Origin of the sequence: Fuscovulum ytuae (assembly GCF_029953595.1) — a bacterium.
Classification (GTDB): Bacteria; Pseudomonadota; Alphaproteobacteria; order Rhodobacterales; family Rhodobacteraceae; genus Paragemmobacter; species Paragemmobacter ytuae.
Genome location: NZ_CP124535.1, coordinates 3,630,015 through 3,646,871 on the forward strand (window position 1 = coordinate 3,630,015; position 16,857 = coordinate 3,646,871).

The 16,857-nt window shown below is 61.0% G+C and carries 9 protein-coding genes; 3 read left to right on the forward strand and 6 right to left on the reverse strand.

From position 1 onward, the window contains the following. Positions 1-42: 42 nt before the first annotated feature. The 6 genes from QF092_RS17445 to QF092_RS17470 all read right to left on the reverse strand — a co-directional run bounded on the left by QF092_RS17445 (position 43) and on the right by QF092_RS17470 (position 12,200). The gene (locus QF092_RS17445; RefSeq protein WP_281465939.1) at positions 43-2,151 is read right to left on the reverse strand and encodes a hypothetical protein; all 2,109 of its coding nucleotides are present in this window, start codon (positions 2,149-2,151) and stop codon (positions 43-45) included. 271 nt (positions 2,152-2,422) lie between these two features. After that, positions 2,423-3,919 (reverse strand): hypothetical protein, encoded by a 1,497-nt coding sequence (locus QF092_RS17450; RefSeq protein ID WP_281465941.1) that lies wholly within the window; start codon positions 3,917-3,919, stop codon positions 2,423-2,425. Next, positions 3,916-5,931 (reverse strand): McrB family protein, encoded by a 2,016-nt coding sequence (locus QF092_RS17455; protein WP_281465943.1) that lies wholly within the window; start codon positions 5,929-5,931, stop codon positions 3,916-3,918. The genes QF092_RS17450 and QF092_RS17455 overlap by 4 nt, the downstream gene beginning before the upstream one ends. Before the next feature lie 55 nt (positions 5,932-5,986). Further along, positions 5,987-7,582: a coiled-coil domain-containing protein gene (locus QF092_RS17460; protein ID WP_281465945.1), complete on the reverse strand. Its 1,596-nt coding sequence runs from the start codon at positions 7,580-7,582 to the stop codon at positions 5,987-5,989. After that, positions 7,554-10,430: an AAA domain-containing protein gene (locus tag QF092_RS17465; RefSeq protein ID WP_281465947.1), complete on the reverse strand. Its 2,877-nt coding sequence runs from the start codon at positions 10,428-10,430 to the stop codon at positions 7,554-7,556. The genes QF092_RS17460 and QF092_RS17465 overlap by 29 nt, the downstream gene beginning before the upstream one ends. Before the next feature lie 774 nt (positions 10,431-11,204). Further along, a complete protein-coding gene (locus QF092_RS17470) occupies positions 11,205-12,200 on the reverse strand; it encodes a helix-turn-helix transcriptional regulator (protein ID WP_281465949.1) in 996 nt (331 codons plus the stop codon). Between the two features lie 18 nt (positions 12,201-12,218). Between QF092_RS17470 and QF092_RS17475 the strand changes: the two genes are divergently transcribed. The 3 genes from QF092_RS17475 to QF092_RS17485 all read left to right on the forward strand — a co-directional run bounded on the left by QF092_RS17475 (position 12,219) and on the right by QF092_RS17485 (position 16,850). Further along, positions 12,219-13,028 (forward strand): hypothetical protein, encoded by an 810-nt coding sequence (locus QF092_RS17475; RefSeq protein ID WP_281465951.1) that lies wholly within the window; start codon positions 12,219-12,221, stop codon positions 13,026-13,028. 73 nt (positions 13,029-13,101) lie between these two features. Further along, positions 13,102-14,220 carry a metallophosphoesterase family protein gene (locus QF092_RS17480; RefSeq protein WP_281465952.1) on the forward strand — a complete coding sequence of 373 codons (1,119 nt, stop codon included), beginning with the start codon at positions 13,102-13,104 and terminating at the stop codon, positions 14,218-14,220. Continuing rightward, a complete protein-coding gene (locus QF092_RS17485) occupies positions 14,217-16,850 on the forward strand; it encodes an AAA family ATPase (RefSeq protein WP_281465954.1) in 2,634 nt (877 codons plus the stop codon). The genes QF092_RS17480 and QF092_RS17485 overlap by 4 nt, the downstream gene beginning before the upstream one ends. Positions 16,851-16,857: the final 7 nt, after the last annotated feature.

A 16,857-nucleotide genomic window follows, 5' to 3' on the forward strand; every position in this document is an offset into this window, starting at 1 on the left:
TAGTCTGTCGCAGGAGTTGCCCTGTTAGAAGTTACAAGCCAATTATGCATCATAGATCGCGGCCAGAAGGTCTGGATGGCCTCCTTCCCCACGCAGTTCGTCAAGCGTCTTCGTAAGGATCGGCACCCACTTTTCCGCGATACGTGCCATCTTTTCGGACCGCCAGCCACGGTCTCCTAGATCCTGCTGCACTCGCTCGACGACCTTTGACATATCGTCTGCGAGACCGTCGCGGCCCTGAACAAGTGCGCGAGGTGTCTTTAGGCGCCAACGAAGGAGCCCGACCAGAAGGAAGGGCGCGTATTGAAACTTTGTGTATTCGGTTCCGAGGTTCTCCTGAAATTCCCAGATTGCGCGCTGTCCAAGAGCTTCCACTGTCTCGCGATCAAGCAGTTTTGGGCAATCGTCAGAACGCGACAGAAGAAAAGCAGCGGCAGCCGTTTCTTCTCGCCATTTCCAGTCGCGAACCGGGATCTCCATAAGAAGCTTTATCGCTCGTTCCTCATGGTCAGGATCGTTGATGATCCGTCCAAGACCCTGCCGGATGAGAACCCACGCCATTGCGGAGGTCGCGAATGCATGAGAAGCACCGCGTGATCTTGCAGCCCATGCATCAATTAGCATCGACGCTACATCCTGCGGACAACGGCGGAACTGCCATGTCAGAAAACGAAGCGGTGCTGTATCTGCTGAAGTCGCTCTCTGGGTCATGCGACGCAGGAGCGACACGGCGCGATCAGTAAGTTCGTTCAACTGTTCCAAAGCGGCGGTTGGAACCTCTTCAGGGACTTCGCCGTCACTTGATATGCAATACTGCCCAAAGGGTTTTTGTGAGAGCTTAGCAGCTAGAGCGTCCCAATCGGGGCGTGTCGCTCCTGCATTCTCCTCAAGCAGCGTAAAGAGACCGGGCCCCTTAGGATTGTCGTGCCATGCGTGCATCCCGCAGGGGAGAACAAGGCGTTCAGGATAGGTTGGTGGCCGATCTGCAAGTTCGGCCAGAACTTCGTCCCAGCTCCGATCGAGAATTTCGGCCGTATCCCAATCAACTGTGAACTGACGAGCGAGGCTTGGCGCTTGCATCAGGATGCGAGCGCGCCCAGCAGCAGGCATCTGTTCGACCCATAGGTCGATATCTGCCACCGTTTTTGCAGGTGCGCCCACTTCGACAAGAGCGCGACGCGGTTCCTTGTGGGTCTCCTTCCGAAGATACACCTGAAAACTATCCTGCCCGGCCATGAGAGCAAATCGGGCCGGTTTGGGACTGCGATACAAGCTACCCGCAGGAAGCGTTTCCGCTTCATCGATGAGATCATAGTTAACGGCGCCGTCCTTTCCGTCGACTATTGTTGCGATGCGCGGAAGGAAATCGAAATAGACGGTCTGGCCTGCTGCGTATCTCTTGGCAGCGGTCAACGCCCCCTCTGCAACCGCCGAGGCTGGCAGCGCGGTTAGAGGTATGTTCAAGGACGCCTCAAGATGGCGGACCACCCCGTTACGAACACGACCTTCGGCAAGACTCTCGAAAAGGACGATGTCGCAGGTCTCGAGCATATCCAACGGCCAGTCGGCGTTCGACGTGGGCAGATCAAGGTTGGCGGGTGGACTTAGAATATCCCAGTCGCCGTTCGCGCGCCGCAAAGGCTCCGGTCGTGTAGCAAGTCCGAATGCAAGGTGCCCGATGGAGCGCGCCGATTGATAATGCTCCGACTGACCAGCGGGAGCCAGAGCGATGACTTGGCTGGTGGCCGCCCGAACCAAGCCCTCATATCCGAAGTCGGATCGGACGAGTCTGCCAGTCTGGCGTCGTTCGGGTGCAAGATGGTTTTCTCCTCCTCGCACTTCGTTCCTGATCCGGAGCGTCTGCACTGAGAAGCCCAAACCGACATGTGCGATAATCCCGACAGTGGCTCCGTCCCGAGCAGCTGAGCGTAAGGCGTCAGATTCCAATGCAGAGAGAACGGACAGAACCGACCTCCACACAAGTAGCGCCTTGCCGGATCGTGCGCGCTCAAGCGCAGCAAACAAGCGCTCCTGCATCGTTTCGGTGGTTTGTTCTGTATCTTCTATGGCGACGACCGAATGGCTGGCACCTTGAGCAAGACCGGTGAAAGCCGCAGCCAATTGTTCCGAAGAGCTGTTCGGATCCTCCATCAGTGATCGAACAGTCCGACGACGGTCTGAGGCACCAACCTGGCCCCATCCACCGCCACGCCCATGCGGGGCAAGATCTGCCTGTGCCCCACCGATCCAGCGACCAGATTTCCCATCACTAGCGCGAACAACTTCAGGAAGCGTCGCCCCTTCGACGATCTTTGTGGGGCCGATATCTTCTTCATCACCTGGACGAGCGACCCAGTTCTTCGCGACACCGTCGCGCCAGCCATTCACGTCGTAACCGCAAAGCTTTCTATTCCGCATGCGATCACCGCCAGATGTCGCGACGGATGAAATCACGAAGGGCTTCCATCCCCTTCGCGAGACTCGGGCCCGAAGCGTCCAACGCGATGGCATCCACCCTGGCGCGCCCACGTGAAGCAGTCGCGCGATCAGGTTCTTCTTGCGCCGGCGCCAGGATCAGGCCATCGCGCATCACCTCGTTCGAAGCAATCTGTGCGATTTCCGCGAGCGTCAGCGCGGCACCGTCTGCGGCATCCTGCATGTCGATCCGCTCCATCGCGTGGGGTGTCCATACTGCGACGCGCCGCGGCAGATCGATCCGAGTGGGGTCGGTAACGCGCAAGGAGACATGAGCGCGTGCAAGGGTGAGCAAGCTGCCAGGCTGTTCAGGTCTCGACTGCACTTCGACAATACGGCCGGTCTTCTCCAACCAGAACACAGCAAGCGGGCGGTCTTGATCGAACCAACGGCCAGTGACTGCCTCTTGTCTCCAGACGATCGGTGATTGGGCAATCAAGCGAGCTTCCTCTAGCTCGTCGATGGCGAGAACAATGGAAAGAACCGCGAAATCCGTCCATGTCTGGGCCTGCCAAGCCCAAAGATCGTCGAGGATTCTTTCCCTGCGGAGGAGTCGTTCCCACGCCAAGCGCATTTCGCGATAACTCTTGTCCTGCATTAGGACGTAGTTTGGCGTGATGCCGGGTTCAGCGATGCCCACACCGAGCTCATCCAGATCACGGGCGATCATCCGGCATCGCAGACGGAACCCATCCACAATGCGGAAACGGTCACTCCCCTGCGCCCGGCGATGCTCTCGCTGCCACTCTCGTGCAACAAGACCGGCCAACCGGACGTAGGCGTGAAAGACCCTGTTCTCTAGGGTGTCGAAGTTCTCGTATCGCACGGTTGAAAGAATCCGCTGCGCGGGTCCTGCCCGTTCGGCTATGGTCCGCCCTGGCTGTTTGCTAAGCCAGAGCATTGACGCGCGGTCCATCTCTTGAACACGATCAAGGGGCGTCAACTCCCGAGTCCGTCGCAAAACTCGACGAATTCGGTGTTCCAGTTCCTTGAGCACTTGGCCGATTTCGCGCGCTTGCTTCACGATCTCGGCCATTCTCGGATCGGCCTCGTCCTCGGCGTCTTTCCAAGCATGACGTAGACGGGGCCAAAGATTGACCGGGTCATCCAGGGCATCTTCAAGTTCCTGGATGCGCGCCAGAACCTCGTTCATCCGACGCAGCGTATCGGACGCAAACACCTCCTCCGGGGTTGTTGGTTCCCGGTTGAGTGGCGGGCGGATAGGGAAATCCTCGCGCGGAGGATTCAGGGCATGGCCACGTTTTGGATAGGGGTGCAGAAGCAGCTTGCGCGTCTCACCCCTGAAGGCACCCGTCATCAGTTCGGCATGTTCGATACCGCGCGGTAGCTCTTTTGAGCTTTCGCTTAGCAGACAAGCGGCGGGCCCGTAGGGTATGCCCTCGCCAATCTCGCGCCCTGACCATGGCCGCACCAGTCGCTTCATCCGCGAGACACCCCTAGCCAGACGAATTGCCCAGTGGCCTCGGCCGCTTCGGAGGATGTCTTGATGGCGTCGGCCAGTGCATCGTCACCCAGAGCTGTGACGAAGGAGCGAAGCTTCTCGATTTCCTGGTAACGCGCTTCGACCTCGATCCCACGCAGCTTCGGCAGAAGCCGCATCTCGACCTGATCGGCGAGGGCGTGGTTGACGATGTTTGGAACGCCTTCTGTCAAGGGATAGCGATCGACATAAGAGAGCATGGCGCGACCGAGACGGTGACCGAAGGGACGGCCAAACGCTTTCATGATGTCGACCATCTCTTCGATCTTCCTTTGGGCGGTATCGCGTTCGCTGTCGCTGCGCCGGGGTTTTGCCCATTTCTCCCAAGTGCTGCGCTTGAGCGCTTCGGTTGCTGGCGGCTTCCCTCGCGAGCCACCGCTGATGATCTGTCGCGGGGCAGCGAAACGTATCACGTTCGCTCGGTCGACAACCTTATCGGAGAGCGACTGGGTGCTTTCATCCTCATTCATCGTTCCTGCGAAGAGGAGATTATAGCCCGGGAAGAGTCGGGGAACCTTTCCGTCCGGCGTAGGGATTTCCAACTCGATCTCAGCATCCTTCCGCCGAGCCGGTTCCCCGACATCGGACGGTGCCGGGCGACTTTCGAGACGGCTCAGGAAGTCCGAGAAGTAGTATTCCACGCGTGCAAGGTTCATCTCATCAAGAAGGATCATGAGCATCCGATCCCGCAGCGCACCGTCGGGATTGTTCAACTCGTCCATCGACCAAAGCGCGCGTGCCATGTCGGTGGGCCGGAAACGACCTTCCACATAGTTGTAGAAACCCATGAGGTCTTGCGGGCTGTCCCAACGCGGTTGGACAGGCACCTGAAGGAAGCCGATGCCCATGCCGGCCGCATACTGTCGGGGAAGTTGGCTCTTTCCTGTGCCAGATATCCCGGCCAGAACCGCCATCTGAGTGCTTTCGTTGACCTTCATCGCCGTATGGAAGGCGCGCAGCGTCCGGTCCGGATAGGAAAGACCAGTTGCATCGAAGTTCAGACGCACACGGTGAAGGGCCTCGTTCTCGTCGATGATTGCAGAGGTGTTCCAATCGCGTAGCACCGAAACTACTTGCGGCTGCACCTTGAGTTCGCGCAGGGGATCGTCTTCCTCTGTGCCACCTCCTGATGCAGCAGCGGTTTTGCGTTCCAGTAGAGCATTGCGGGCTTCCAAAGCGGTGCGCGCATCCTTCAGTCGATCGACTGCGGCTTGCAGCGATTTACGCTCGATTTCAGCGGCGGCTCTATCAGCCTCAGCGCGGGTTAGGTCTTCGCGAACCTTTTCAACCGCCTCGCGGCCGGACCGCAACGCTTGTTCGACCTCTGCGAGTTGCGCCTGACGTGCATTAAGGGTGCCTTCCATTTGCGCGGCAGCAGCATGAAGAGCATCGGCCTGCTTCTCCAGCCGATCAACACGGGCCTGCGCGTCTTCCAGCTTAAGAAGCTCCGGCTTCAGCTCTTCAATCCGCTTGGAAATCTCGTCGTGCTGCTGCTGGAGTTCGGCGACACGTTCTAGCAGCCGCTCTGCGCGAGCGAGCCTATCACGGATTTCTTCGAAGTCGGCCTTCGCCGTCGCCATTTCCGCGTCGAAGGTCAGCTTTGCAAGCTGCGCCTCTTCGAGTTCACGGCGCAAAGCCAGAACTTCGGCACGCCGGTCCTCCATCTGGTTCCATTCATCAAGCAACTCGTCGCGCTTGCGGGTCAACGCGTCGACTTCGGCCTGGACGTCGGCGACAACAGCGAGCGCCTCCCTTCGCTTCTGAAGGTCATTTTCGATGTCTGCCAAAGTGGCGCGCTTCTCGGCAATTCGCGCAAAGATCGCGCGCTCTTCTTCAAGCGGGCCTTGGATCGAAACAGCGTGATCATGCCGCGTCGCAAGCCAGAATTGGACAACAGCCAAAAAGGCGAGAGAGCCGCCGACGATCAGGACAAGAAGTGGGCTTCCGGTTAGCACGGGTCAGCTCCTTGGATCATTGTTTGGAGGGAAACGAGAAACGAATGCTGACCGCTCATGGTTGCGGTTCCTCTGATGGTGCCCCGACTTCTGTCTCAGGATTTGCACCCGCAGGGCCGCTCATGGCTTCATCAACACCTCCATCAGATGGCTGAGTGGTTAGTAGTTCCTGCCGCAAAGCTCGAAGCCGATTGATCTCTTCTTCCAGACCTTGGACTTCCACTATCAGCCGCTCCCGCTCGGCAGCGGCCAAGGCAAGTGCTTGCCTTTGCTCTTGAAGCGCTGCTTGTGCTGTAGAACGTCTAGCGTCAGCTTGCTGGATGGAGTTCTCGATGGCTTCCAGACGAGACGCTGCCTCCGTTTCGGCCGCTTCTGCCGCCCCTGCTCGCGATGCCAGAGCTGCAAGACGCTCCTGGGCTCGCTGTAGTTCGGTGCCCGCCGTTGCGATTTGCGTGTCCAAAGCACTCTTGGCACTTTGCCGTTCATTCACTTCTGCTGCCAGGGCATCTCGTTGGCCAGTCAGGCTGGCGAGTTCAGTTCGTGCCTGCGCTAACTGCGCGAGAACCGCTTGGCCGCTTTGAGTCTCTGCCTGAATTTGCGCAAGTTGGGCCTGCGCATTGTTCCGGTTGGCTTGTGCAGTGATGAGTTCCTGCTGTGTCTGTTGAAGAGCCTGACGCGCCGCGCTGAGCGCAGTTTCGGCCTCGGCTCTCGCCGCATCCGCGGATTGCCGTCCTTGTTCAGACTGACGCAAGAGTTCCGCCGCGGCATCCGATTGACTCTGGAGATCGGCCTGCTGCTTCGTAAAGGCGTCTACTCGTGCCGTTAGTGTCGCCAGTTGCCCTTCGGCAAGGCCGCGTTCACGCGCAGCTTCGTCCCGGGCGGTCGTTGCTTCGTTGATCTGTGCCTGCAAATCTTCAAGCCGCGCACGTGCAGCATCGGCGTCCAATGATGCACGCTGTTCCTCTGCGCGCGCATCCGAAATGGCTTTTGTGATGTTGGCCTCTTCGGTGGTGAGTGCACGGACCCGAGCTTCAATTTGGGATAGCCGTTCCGTCTCTGCCTGCAATCGCTGCACTTCAGTAGAGATCTGTTCCCGCTGATCGCGCAGGGTTGAGACCGCGCCAGCAAGAGTTGTGTTTGTAGTTCGCAATTCAGATGTGGACTGTTCAAGATCCGATTTCTCGCGGTCAAGCGTCGCTACCTCTTGGGCCAGCTTTTCCTTCAGGGCCGTCAGTTCGCTTACCCGTTCACGTTCGCTTTCGGCAGTTGTAATGGTTTCTAGCGCCGCCTTCTCTCTTTCCTCCAGTGCGGCCAAATCGGCTTGTGCAGCGTCTCGGGCGGCAATTGCGGCCGTTCTTGCCACAGCGGCGGCATCGGCATCCGCTTTGGCTTGCGCGAGGCGACTATTCTCGGCTGCCAGCTCTGCTTGCGCCAGAGCGATCGCACTTTGGATCTCTTGCCGAGCCGTCAACAAACTCGTGCGCTGCGTCTCGAAATAATCAATGTCGCGCTCGATCTGCCCATAGCGTTCGCTCAAGTCGTTCACCTGAAAGACCAGCACGCCTATGCCTGCCAATCCGAATGCGGCAAGTCCACCGGCGACGTAGCTAAAGACGCGCGATCTACGAAAGGTCTCGTTCGACGAGCTCAAGGCAGCCCTCCATGTTCTTAGCTAATTCGTCCACCCAGAAGCGGCGCACCCGCCAGCCAAGGGATCTCAATTGATGATCGCGCCAGTGATCGGACATCTTGCGACGCCCTTCGGTGTCTTGGTGCCAGTGGCGCCCGTCGACCTCTAGATCAAGCTTCACGCCCGTCTTTCCAAAGAGTGCAAAATCGAGACGGCGACCGGCGATTTCGTATTGAGGTTGAGGATCGAAGCCCCGCTCCCGCAGGGCATGGAAAACGCGCCGCTCCCATTCGCTGTCAAAGACGCCCTCGGCACCTGTGCGGCGGGGATCTGTTGCAACTGCTGCCAGACGTGCCAAGGCGCGCACCTTGGCCGAGCGCGCATAGTCCAGATCGCCGAACACATGTGCCACTGCCTTGGCACGAGAGATCGCAACGTTGAGCCGCCGAAGATCCTTCTGGACGAAGGTCACCGCAGAAAGTGCGCTGGTCGCCGAAAGGCAGGGCGAAAAGAGGATTACGTCCCGCTCTTGGCCTTGGAACCCGTCGACCGTGGCCACCCGGAATTCAGCGCCTTCAAGCTTCTGGGCCGGCACCCTCGACCTTATCGCTGTCTCGATCGCATGCACCTGCGGACGGAACGGCGAAATGACACCGATGCTGCCCTCATACCCCTGATCCAACAGGAGTGTTCGGACATGGGTGGCAATTGCGTCAGCCTCCGCAGGATTCACGTTGCCCTGCTGTGCCACGATAGGACCGGAAACGTGGGTCCAAGCAATCCCAGGCTTCTGGCCGTTTGGCGGACGGATGGTCTTTGGATCGTATGAGGTGGTCAGCTGACCGCCATAAAAGGTCTCGCTGATGTAATCGACGATGGGACCGGCGGAGCGATACTGATGCCGAAGCAGGACGCGCGGGACACCGGGCACGCGCTTGGCGAAGTCGAAGAGTGACTGGCGGCTTTGCGCAAATCGACCCATGCCAACAGACGGAAGGCCCTGCGCCTTCATCAGGTTTCGGTCCTGCGCTTGTCCCAATTGCGGAATGAAGCTGAGCTGTCGGTCATCGCCGACCACCACCGCGCGCTTTGCTCGCGCAAAAAGAGGCAGAGCCGAGGCGATGTCACACTGGCTGGCCTCGTCGAAGATAACGAGATCGAACAAGCCTTCGTCCAGCGGAATACGCTTCGGCGTGCCAAGAACGGAAGCAAGCCATAATGGTCTATGCTGAAGCACAGCACGGACAAGACCGGAGGGAAGCGCACGATCGCCATGGAACTGATGATCCGCCCGGGCAGCGTCAAGTTCCTGGCGCTCGTCTTCGCGCAGAACTACGCGTCCTGTCAGGACTGCCGGAAGGACACTCGTCACGAGGTCCATGATCTGCGCGGTCAACTCGACCGGGTCACCCTCCCTAGGAAGGGCGTCTCGCTCTTTACGCAGTTCTTGAAGTCGTGCCTTTAACGCAGATAGAGGCGCGCCCTCCGGCAGGGCAGTGCGCGGAACCAGCGGTGCAGAAACAGCGGTCTTTCGGAACAACGATGTAATTGCTTGCCACAAACGGAAAAGCAGACTGGGCGTTGGCTCAACCGCTTCGATCGGTCGGGTGTCCGCCGCTGCAAAACGCTCGCGAGCCGCGATCCTTTCGACGAGATCGGCAATGTCGCATTCAAAGGCTGCCCTTCGACGAATGACCTCCATAGACCGCCGACGATCAGCAGAAAGAACTGCTATTTGCGCGGATAGTTCGGTGTCGACAGGACGGTTGCGCAGCCCTGTCTCGTTAAGCATGTCGTTCAGAACCTGTTCGACAGACTTATCGATCTCGCGTTCTGGATCGAGGGTGCGCACAAGAAAAGGAAGTTCGGGCGCTAAGCCGCCCAACCTGTCTTCGACAGCGTCCAGCGCCTGGTGGTTCTTCGACGCGACAAGGACGGTTCCGCCATGCAGAAGAACCGAAGCCGCCATTGAAACGATTGCTTGGCTTTTTCCTGTTCCTGGCGGACCGGTCACAACAGTCAGGGGCGCTGAGCAAGCATGCCGAACCGCTTCGATCTGTTCGCCGTTTAGGGCACCCACGTTGATGTCGTGCGGCATCGAAGGCGTTGAGGTTGAGGCAAGACCGAGCACCGGACCAAGGGCGGTTCGCGCGAGCCTCTCAGCCGGCCAAGTTCCAATCGTGTCCAGATCACGGACGGCGCCAGCGGTGAAGGTCGACTCTGTTGGCAGCAAGAGTGCTGCAACGTCGTAGATACCTGTAGCCGAGAGATCGATCTGGGACACCATCTGCTGTCCGGTCACACGACCGCGTATGTGCCTTGCTGCTGCCTCGCGTAGACGGTTGAGGAAATCGTCTGTTCGCAGCCCGACGCCATCTGTTGCCGCAAAGACTTCGGCAAGTTCAGATTTCTGCCAACCAGCCGTTCTTGCTGCGCCGTCCAGCCAGTCCGGGTTCACCAAGACATCATCGGCTTCGATGGCAACGCGCAGCGTGCGATCCGCACGGGACCATTCGGCAGCAAGCAGGCCGACCGGCCAGATCACCGGCACTCCTGACTTTCGGCCCACCATGATGGGCCATCCGACAGCCAGCGTCATTTCATTCGCTTCGCGTCTCAGCAATGCCTGCCGAAAATCTGAAGGAAGTGAGTCGAGGTCAAAGGTCAGAACACAGCGGGACCCTTCCTCCGGCTTTAGCTGTCCAGATCCGGTGGCGAGAACCCACTGTGAGCCGTGGCGATCTGGTGCCTGACTGATCGCGCCGCGCGGGTCCGATCGGAGCGCCGAACGCCAGTAACGCAGGAGCGCATGCGGATCGGCCGTTGGACCTGTCTCACCTTCTACGGCTTCGACTTCGTCGGCCATCATCTCTTGGGTGATCCGCCCCGGCACCGCAAAAAGAAGTTCCCCATCCGCGCCTGCTGTCGTAGGCGCTGACCCAGTATTCGTTTGGATCTCGGTTGGCCTTGGCGGCGAGGCAGGTTTCCAGCGTCCATTTCGCTCAAGTCGGATCACGCCCGATTGTGCGAGGGTTTGAAGCTCCGCGAGGATTGCTCTGCGCTTCGCATCATCGAACGCGGCATCCAGAAGAACGACGATCTCTTCTGTCGTCCTGCCTCGGGGAAATGCCTCAACGGTCCTTTGAACGACTGACATCCACTATACTCTTCGTATTTCGACTAACTTGGGGCGTCGCCGGGACCATCAGCGTTGCACGGGAGAAGTGCTGTTGTCAGCTAAGGTAAGATTGGAGCTGATCCGAGCGGCATTCCGAGTTGCTTGTATGTCTGAGTTATTGTTTTCCAAGGTTAACTTTCCAAACCGCTCGGCAGAAAAATCCTTCGACTGATAGTATTGGTTACTCCGGCAGAGTGGGTCAAGGTGTTGCGCCGCAGCTTTCAGTTCGAGCAAATCCGACACCTTTCGTTTTCTGACAGTGGCCAAGCTTTGACCGTTGCAACGAAACTTCGTTTCGCAGGACTGAATCATCAATGACGAGAAAACTAACCGCGAAGAGTGACAAATCTTGTCACTATCGACGGCGTTCGTAAGGTTGTTGACGCCGACCTATAGTTCCAAGTCACAGCAATTGGGACAAACAGGCACCTCTCAGCACTTTCCGTTCGGGATCAAGTGTCAAGTCTAGGGCATTGCCGGAAAGTCACCACGGCGGTGGTTCTCGACCATTATGCGCAAAGCATCGGGGGCAATGACCTCTACCGCGTCACCCCACATGTAGAGATGCCATGCCATTTCGAGGTGGCCTGAGGCTGAAAAACGGACGGTGAGGCTGCCGTCCTCTTCCACGTTCATCTGCTGCGTCGGATGGAACAGGAATTCTTGTGCGGTGGCGGCGGCGGCGGGGCGGAAGCGCCAGACGACCTCGCCATATTCATTATCGGCGTGGAAGCTGCCGAAAGCACGCGAAGCGTGCGTCGTGAGATCGAAGTCCGGATCGCGGGAAAAGCTGTCGGGTTCAAGCCGCGCGGAACGGATGCGGTCGAGGCGGTAATGCTGTAGCCGTCCGTCACCGCCTGCCTCACGGGCGACGAGGTATCGGCGTGTGCCGAGCAAGAGGCCGTGCGGTTCCAGCCGCCTTTCGCGGTCCGGATCGCGGCCGCCCGCATAGACGACGGTCATCGCGAACGGCCCTTTGAGGGCTGCGCCGATCACCCCCATGAGATCCGCCGTCACCCGAACCTGCGGGCCGGGGCGCGAGGCGAAGCCGTGCGCCTCTAGCACTGCTTCGGCATCGGCTTCGGCCCGGCGGGCATGGGGGCCGGGCATGGCGGCGAGAAGTCGGTCGCGCAGGCCGGACAAGGCGCGCACCTCGGTCACGGCTCCGTCGCGTTCAGCGCGCCGGATCGACAGTTCTATCGCGGCGAGTTCGCTGTCGCGGATACCCTGAGCCAGCATCAGGCGCGCGTCATCTGCGCGCAGCTTCCAGAACTTGCGCCTCTCGTCATCGACCTGCGTGGTGCAGTGGGGGAACATCTCTTCCAGCGCCTTCGTCATACGCTGCGCCGTGCGGCGGTCGACTGAGAAAGTTTCCTCGATATCGGTCAGGTTGACGCCCGAATAGCGGGCGGTCGCCATTTCGGCGAGGCGAAGAAGATCTGCGGCCTTTTGGAACGACATGCGGGCACTCCGAACCACGTGACAGGATTTGCCACCCTTATCGCGCAATCTGCGGATGTTGACGATTCCTTTACCACGTTCACCCCGCGCAAGACGCAAGACCGGAGGTCCGAGATGCATATGAACCACGCCACCTTCGCCGCCTCGCCCAGTTTGCGCCTGTCCTTGAAGCGCGGACTTGCCCGGCAGGCGCTTTCCGATTCTGAGAAGGCTACACCTGATATGCCCTTGCTTTTCCAGATGGCAGCGGGGCTTCGGCCCAACCGGAAGGGACTGGAGCGGCTGGCCGCGCGGATCAAGGACCGGCCTGGCGTCTGCCGCGTGGCTTTGACGAAGGATGGCAAGGCATTGACCTTCGTGACGCGTGCGCGTCGGGAGGTCATAGCGCAGGTCGAGGGGGAGCACCTCTTCCACGAGACCGGGCTGATCTATCTGCGCAGCGAGGTCGGCATGATCGGATCGACCCTCGCGTTTCGACTGAGCGCGGTCAATTTCTGCGGGCACGCCTTGGAACGGCTGGTGGAACGGTCGGATCTGCCGCTTGACCGTCCCCTTCTTCCGCAAGTGGATGACGAAGCGCGCGCGATCTTTCGTGGCTGGGATCGCAACGCAAGGATAATTGAGGATGGGGATGAGTTCTATTCTGCCGAGACACCCGGCCTCTGGGCGGGTGGGCATGACGAACTTGCGTTGGAGGCTGATTGGAACCTCTTCAACACCTCTGGAAGAGTGCCGATCTTTTCTGCCCGCACCTTCCTTTCGCCATCCCAGATGCGGCCGACTGTGTGGCTGCGCTGGAAGGATGATCCGACCTGCCGAATCGCGTGAGATTGGGGTTGCCGCAGACAAGCGTCGCGGCGACGGTAAACACGGGCGCAGAGGCGCCGAAAGGTATAGATCAATGACGGTTCTCTCATTTCTCCATTCCTCTGACCTTCATCTGGGCCGCGCCTTCGGCGGCTATCCGGAGGGTATCCGCAATCGTCTTCGTGAAGCGCGCCACGGGGCGATCGGGCGGCTGGCGGCGGCTGCACGGGCCGGAGGAGCCAATCTCGTTTTGCTGGCTGGCGACACCTTTGACGCCGAAACCCCTGCGCCGGAGACGCTAAGGCAGGCTTTGCGCGCCATGGGGGAGGAAAGCGATCTTACATGGGTGCTGCTGCCGGGAAATCATGACAGTCTGGCGGCATCGGAACTGTGGCGTCGGATCGCGCTGGATGCGCCACCGAACCTGCGGGCGATAACTTCGGCCGAGCCGTTCGAACTGGTCAAAGGCCACTGGCTTTTACCCGCGCCCTGCACGCAGCGCCGACCGGGGCGCGATCTGACCGAGGCCCTTTCGGCGCCGACACCGGATGGCTCGCGCCGCATCGGGCTTGCGCATGGCGCGATCACCGATTTTTCGGGCGAGGAAGGCACGCTCGGGATCATTCCGCCGGACCGGGCGGCGCGGTCGGGTCTGGACTACCTCGCCTTGGGAGACTGGCACGGACAGATGTCCGTCGGCGCCGCGACATGGTATTCCGGAACACCCGAACCAGATGGGTTCAAGCACGATGTCCCGGGATCGGCACTCCTCGTGAGGCTGGCCGGAGGACCGCCGCAGGTCGTTCCCGTCGAGGTCGGCCATTTTCGCTGGAAGCGCGCCTCGCTGGACCTGCTGCCCGGTGACGATGCAGCGGCGCGACTGGTTTCCGCTCTGCCCTCCACAAGGGCGCGCGATCACCTTGTCCGGGTCACGGTGACCGGACGCCTGCCGCTTGCGGCGCGCGCAGCACTCGAGGCGGAGCTGAATGGTCGTGCGCCCGACTTCGGGTGGTTTTCGGCCGATCTTTCGGGATTGGCCGTCGAGGCGATCCCCGAAGATTTGGACCAGATCGACCGAGCCGGGGCGCTGCGTCAGGCGGCCGAGGCGCTCATGGCCGAGGCGGAAGATGCAACCTTGCCGCAATCCGACCGGAACACGGCGTCGGCTGCGCTGTCCATGCTTTACGCACTGACTCAAGGGATCCGGGCATGAGGCTGCGTTCGATCGAATTGACCAATGTCCGCCGGTTTGCCGGACAGCGCGCAAGACTGAACGGGATTGGCGACGGGATCACGGTGCTGTCCGAACCGAACGAATTCGGCAAGTCGACGTTCTTCGATGCGCTCCATGCGCTGTTCTTCGAGCGGCACAACAGCAGAAACGCCGCGATAAAGGCACTTCAGCCTCATGCCGGCGGTAGCCCAGAAGTCGTGGTTGAGGTGGACTTGCCGGAAGGTCGGTTCCGGATCGCCAAACGCTGGCTTGCCAAGCCGCAGGCGCAGGTCATGGACTCCGCAGGGCGGTTGATCGTGCAGGCGGATGAAGCAGAGGCATGGATCGACCGCCTGATGGGCGGTGGATTGGCTGGACCATCCGGCCTTCTGTGGGTTCGTCAGGGTCTGCTGGGACTGGAACCGGAAGGAAACACGGCAGAGGAAAGGCGCGCGCGGGAAAGCGGTCTTGTTGCCCGACGCGACCTACTTTCTTCGGTCGCGGGCGAAATCGACATGATGACAGGCGGGCGCCGGATGGATGCCGTGCTGGACAGGGTATCCGAGTCGCTTTCTCGGCTGGCCACGAATACGGGCCGTGCAAAGGCGGGCGGAGAGTGGGCGCGCGTCATTGAGGAGGCGACAGCGCTGGCTGAAGAGGAAGCTCTGCTTCGACCTCGGGCGGAGAAGCTTTCGGGCGATCTGGCACGTCGGGGCGAAGTCCAGCGGCTGCTGACCCGTCTGTCCGATCCGGCGGAGGCGGCCGCACGCAAGCAGGCAAAGGCCGAGGCAGAATCTGCGCTGGCGGCGGCCCTCGCGCATCAGGGCGAGGTGCAGAAGGCCGAAACGGCCCTCCGGCTGGCGCGCCTTGATGCCGAACGCGTGCAACAGGATATTGGCGCGACGGAGGCTCTGGCCGCGCGTCTGAAGCAGGCCGAGGAACAACTTTGTCGTGCGGATGAAGCGGCCCAAGCGTCCAGAAGCCGTGCTGATGACCTCGTGGCGAAGGAAAGGGCGGCGTCAGAGGTTGCCGAAGCCGCAGCAGCCCGGACTGGCGGGCTGCGGGAGCGTCTGGCTCGGGCGAGCCGGGCGCATGCTGCGAAACTCGCGCAGGTTCGGGCAACAGAGACGAAGCGCCGTCTCGACCGCGCATCCGAGGTCCAGGCGGCGCTGGACAGGGGCCGCATGGAGCGGGCCCGTCTTCATGTGACGGCCAAGCAGATCGAGGCGGCCGAGGCGGCGCAGGCGCGGCTGGACCTGGCCCGCGCGCGAGCCGAAACGCAGGCCATCACCATCGAGGCGCGACCGGAGGGCGCAGCACAGGCCACGGTCGAAGGCCAACCTCTGCCGGCCGGGCCGCAGCCCGTTCTGAAGGTGACCGATCTCGTGCTGCCCGGTTTTGGCGCCTTGCGGATCGATCCGGGATCGGGCCGCACGGCAGACGGATTGGAGGCCGTTAAACAGGCCGAGAAATCCCTGACCGACCTTTTGCGCGATTTGCAGGCCGCGTCCGTTGCAGAAGCCCGTTCAAGTTGGAGCGAGGCGCAACGGCTCGATGCCGAAATCAGGCAGGCGGTGGCGCTGCTGGCCGAATTGGCCCCGGATGGGCTTGATCCCCTTCGATCCGCCGTGGCGAGCGCCCTAGCCGAAGCCGAAGGCGCATCGGAAGACGCGGAAGACCACCCGATCCTGCAGGAGCAGGTCGCGGAGGCAGAAAGGGACGAGGCGGCTGCGAACGCGGCTGCCCGGATCGCGCAACGGCTGGCCATCGAGGCTGGCGAAGCACGGGCGGCCTCGGAGGCCGGTCGCACCGCGGCCGTGCGGTTGCTTGAAGCCGTTCAGACCGAGGCAGGGGATGCGGGCGCGTTGGAGGCGAAGGTCGCGGCCCTGCGCGAACGCCTTCCCCCATTGATAGCGGCTTGTGGGACAGCAGAGCAGGCGCTGCACTCTCTGCGGGCCGATGCGCCCGACCTTGCCACTGTCGAGGCGCGCGTCGCGAGGGCAAGGGGGGCTGTCGATCAGGCTGCGCGCGAAGAGGCCAGCGCCCGGGAGGAGTTGGCCAGCCTGAACGCAACCATCTCGGCCTTGGCAGAGGAAGGGATCGAAGAGCGTCTGGCCGTGTTGGCGGGCGCCCGCGCAGAGATCGAGGCCCGCGCAGCGCGCTATGAGGCGGAAGTCAGGGCGCTGACCCGCCTCAAGCGCGCGCTGGAGGACGCAAGGACGAAGGCACGCGACGCCTATTTCGGTCCTGTCCTGCGTGAGTTGCAGCCGCTCTTGTCGATCCTGTCACCCGGCGCGCACCTGACCATCGATGACGGAAGCCTGTTGCCGGCGACGCTGACGCGAAACGGACAGGAAGAACCGCTGGCGATACTGTCCGGAGGCACGCGCGAGCAGGTGGCAATCCTGACCCGACTTGCCTTCGCACGGCTCTTCGCGGCGTCGGGCAGGCCGGTGCCGGTGATCCTCGACGACGCGCTGGTCCATTCCGATGATGACAGGATCGAAGCCATGTTCGACGCGCTGCATCGGACGGCAAAGGATCAGCAGATCCTCGTTCTGACCTGTCGGCAGAGGGCCTTTTCGGCGCTGGGCGGGAACAAGGGGGTTGTTGCGGTGGAGGCTTGCTGAACCAAGG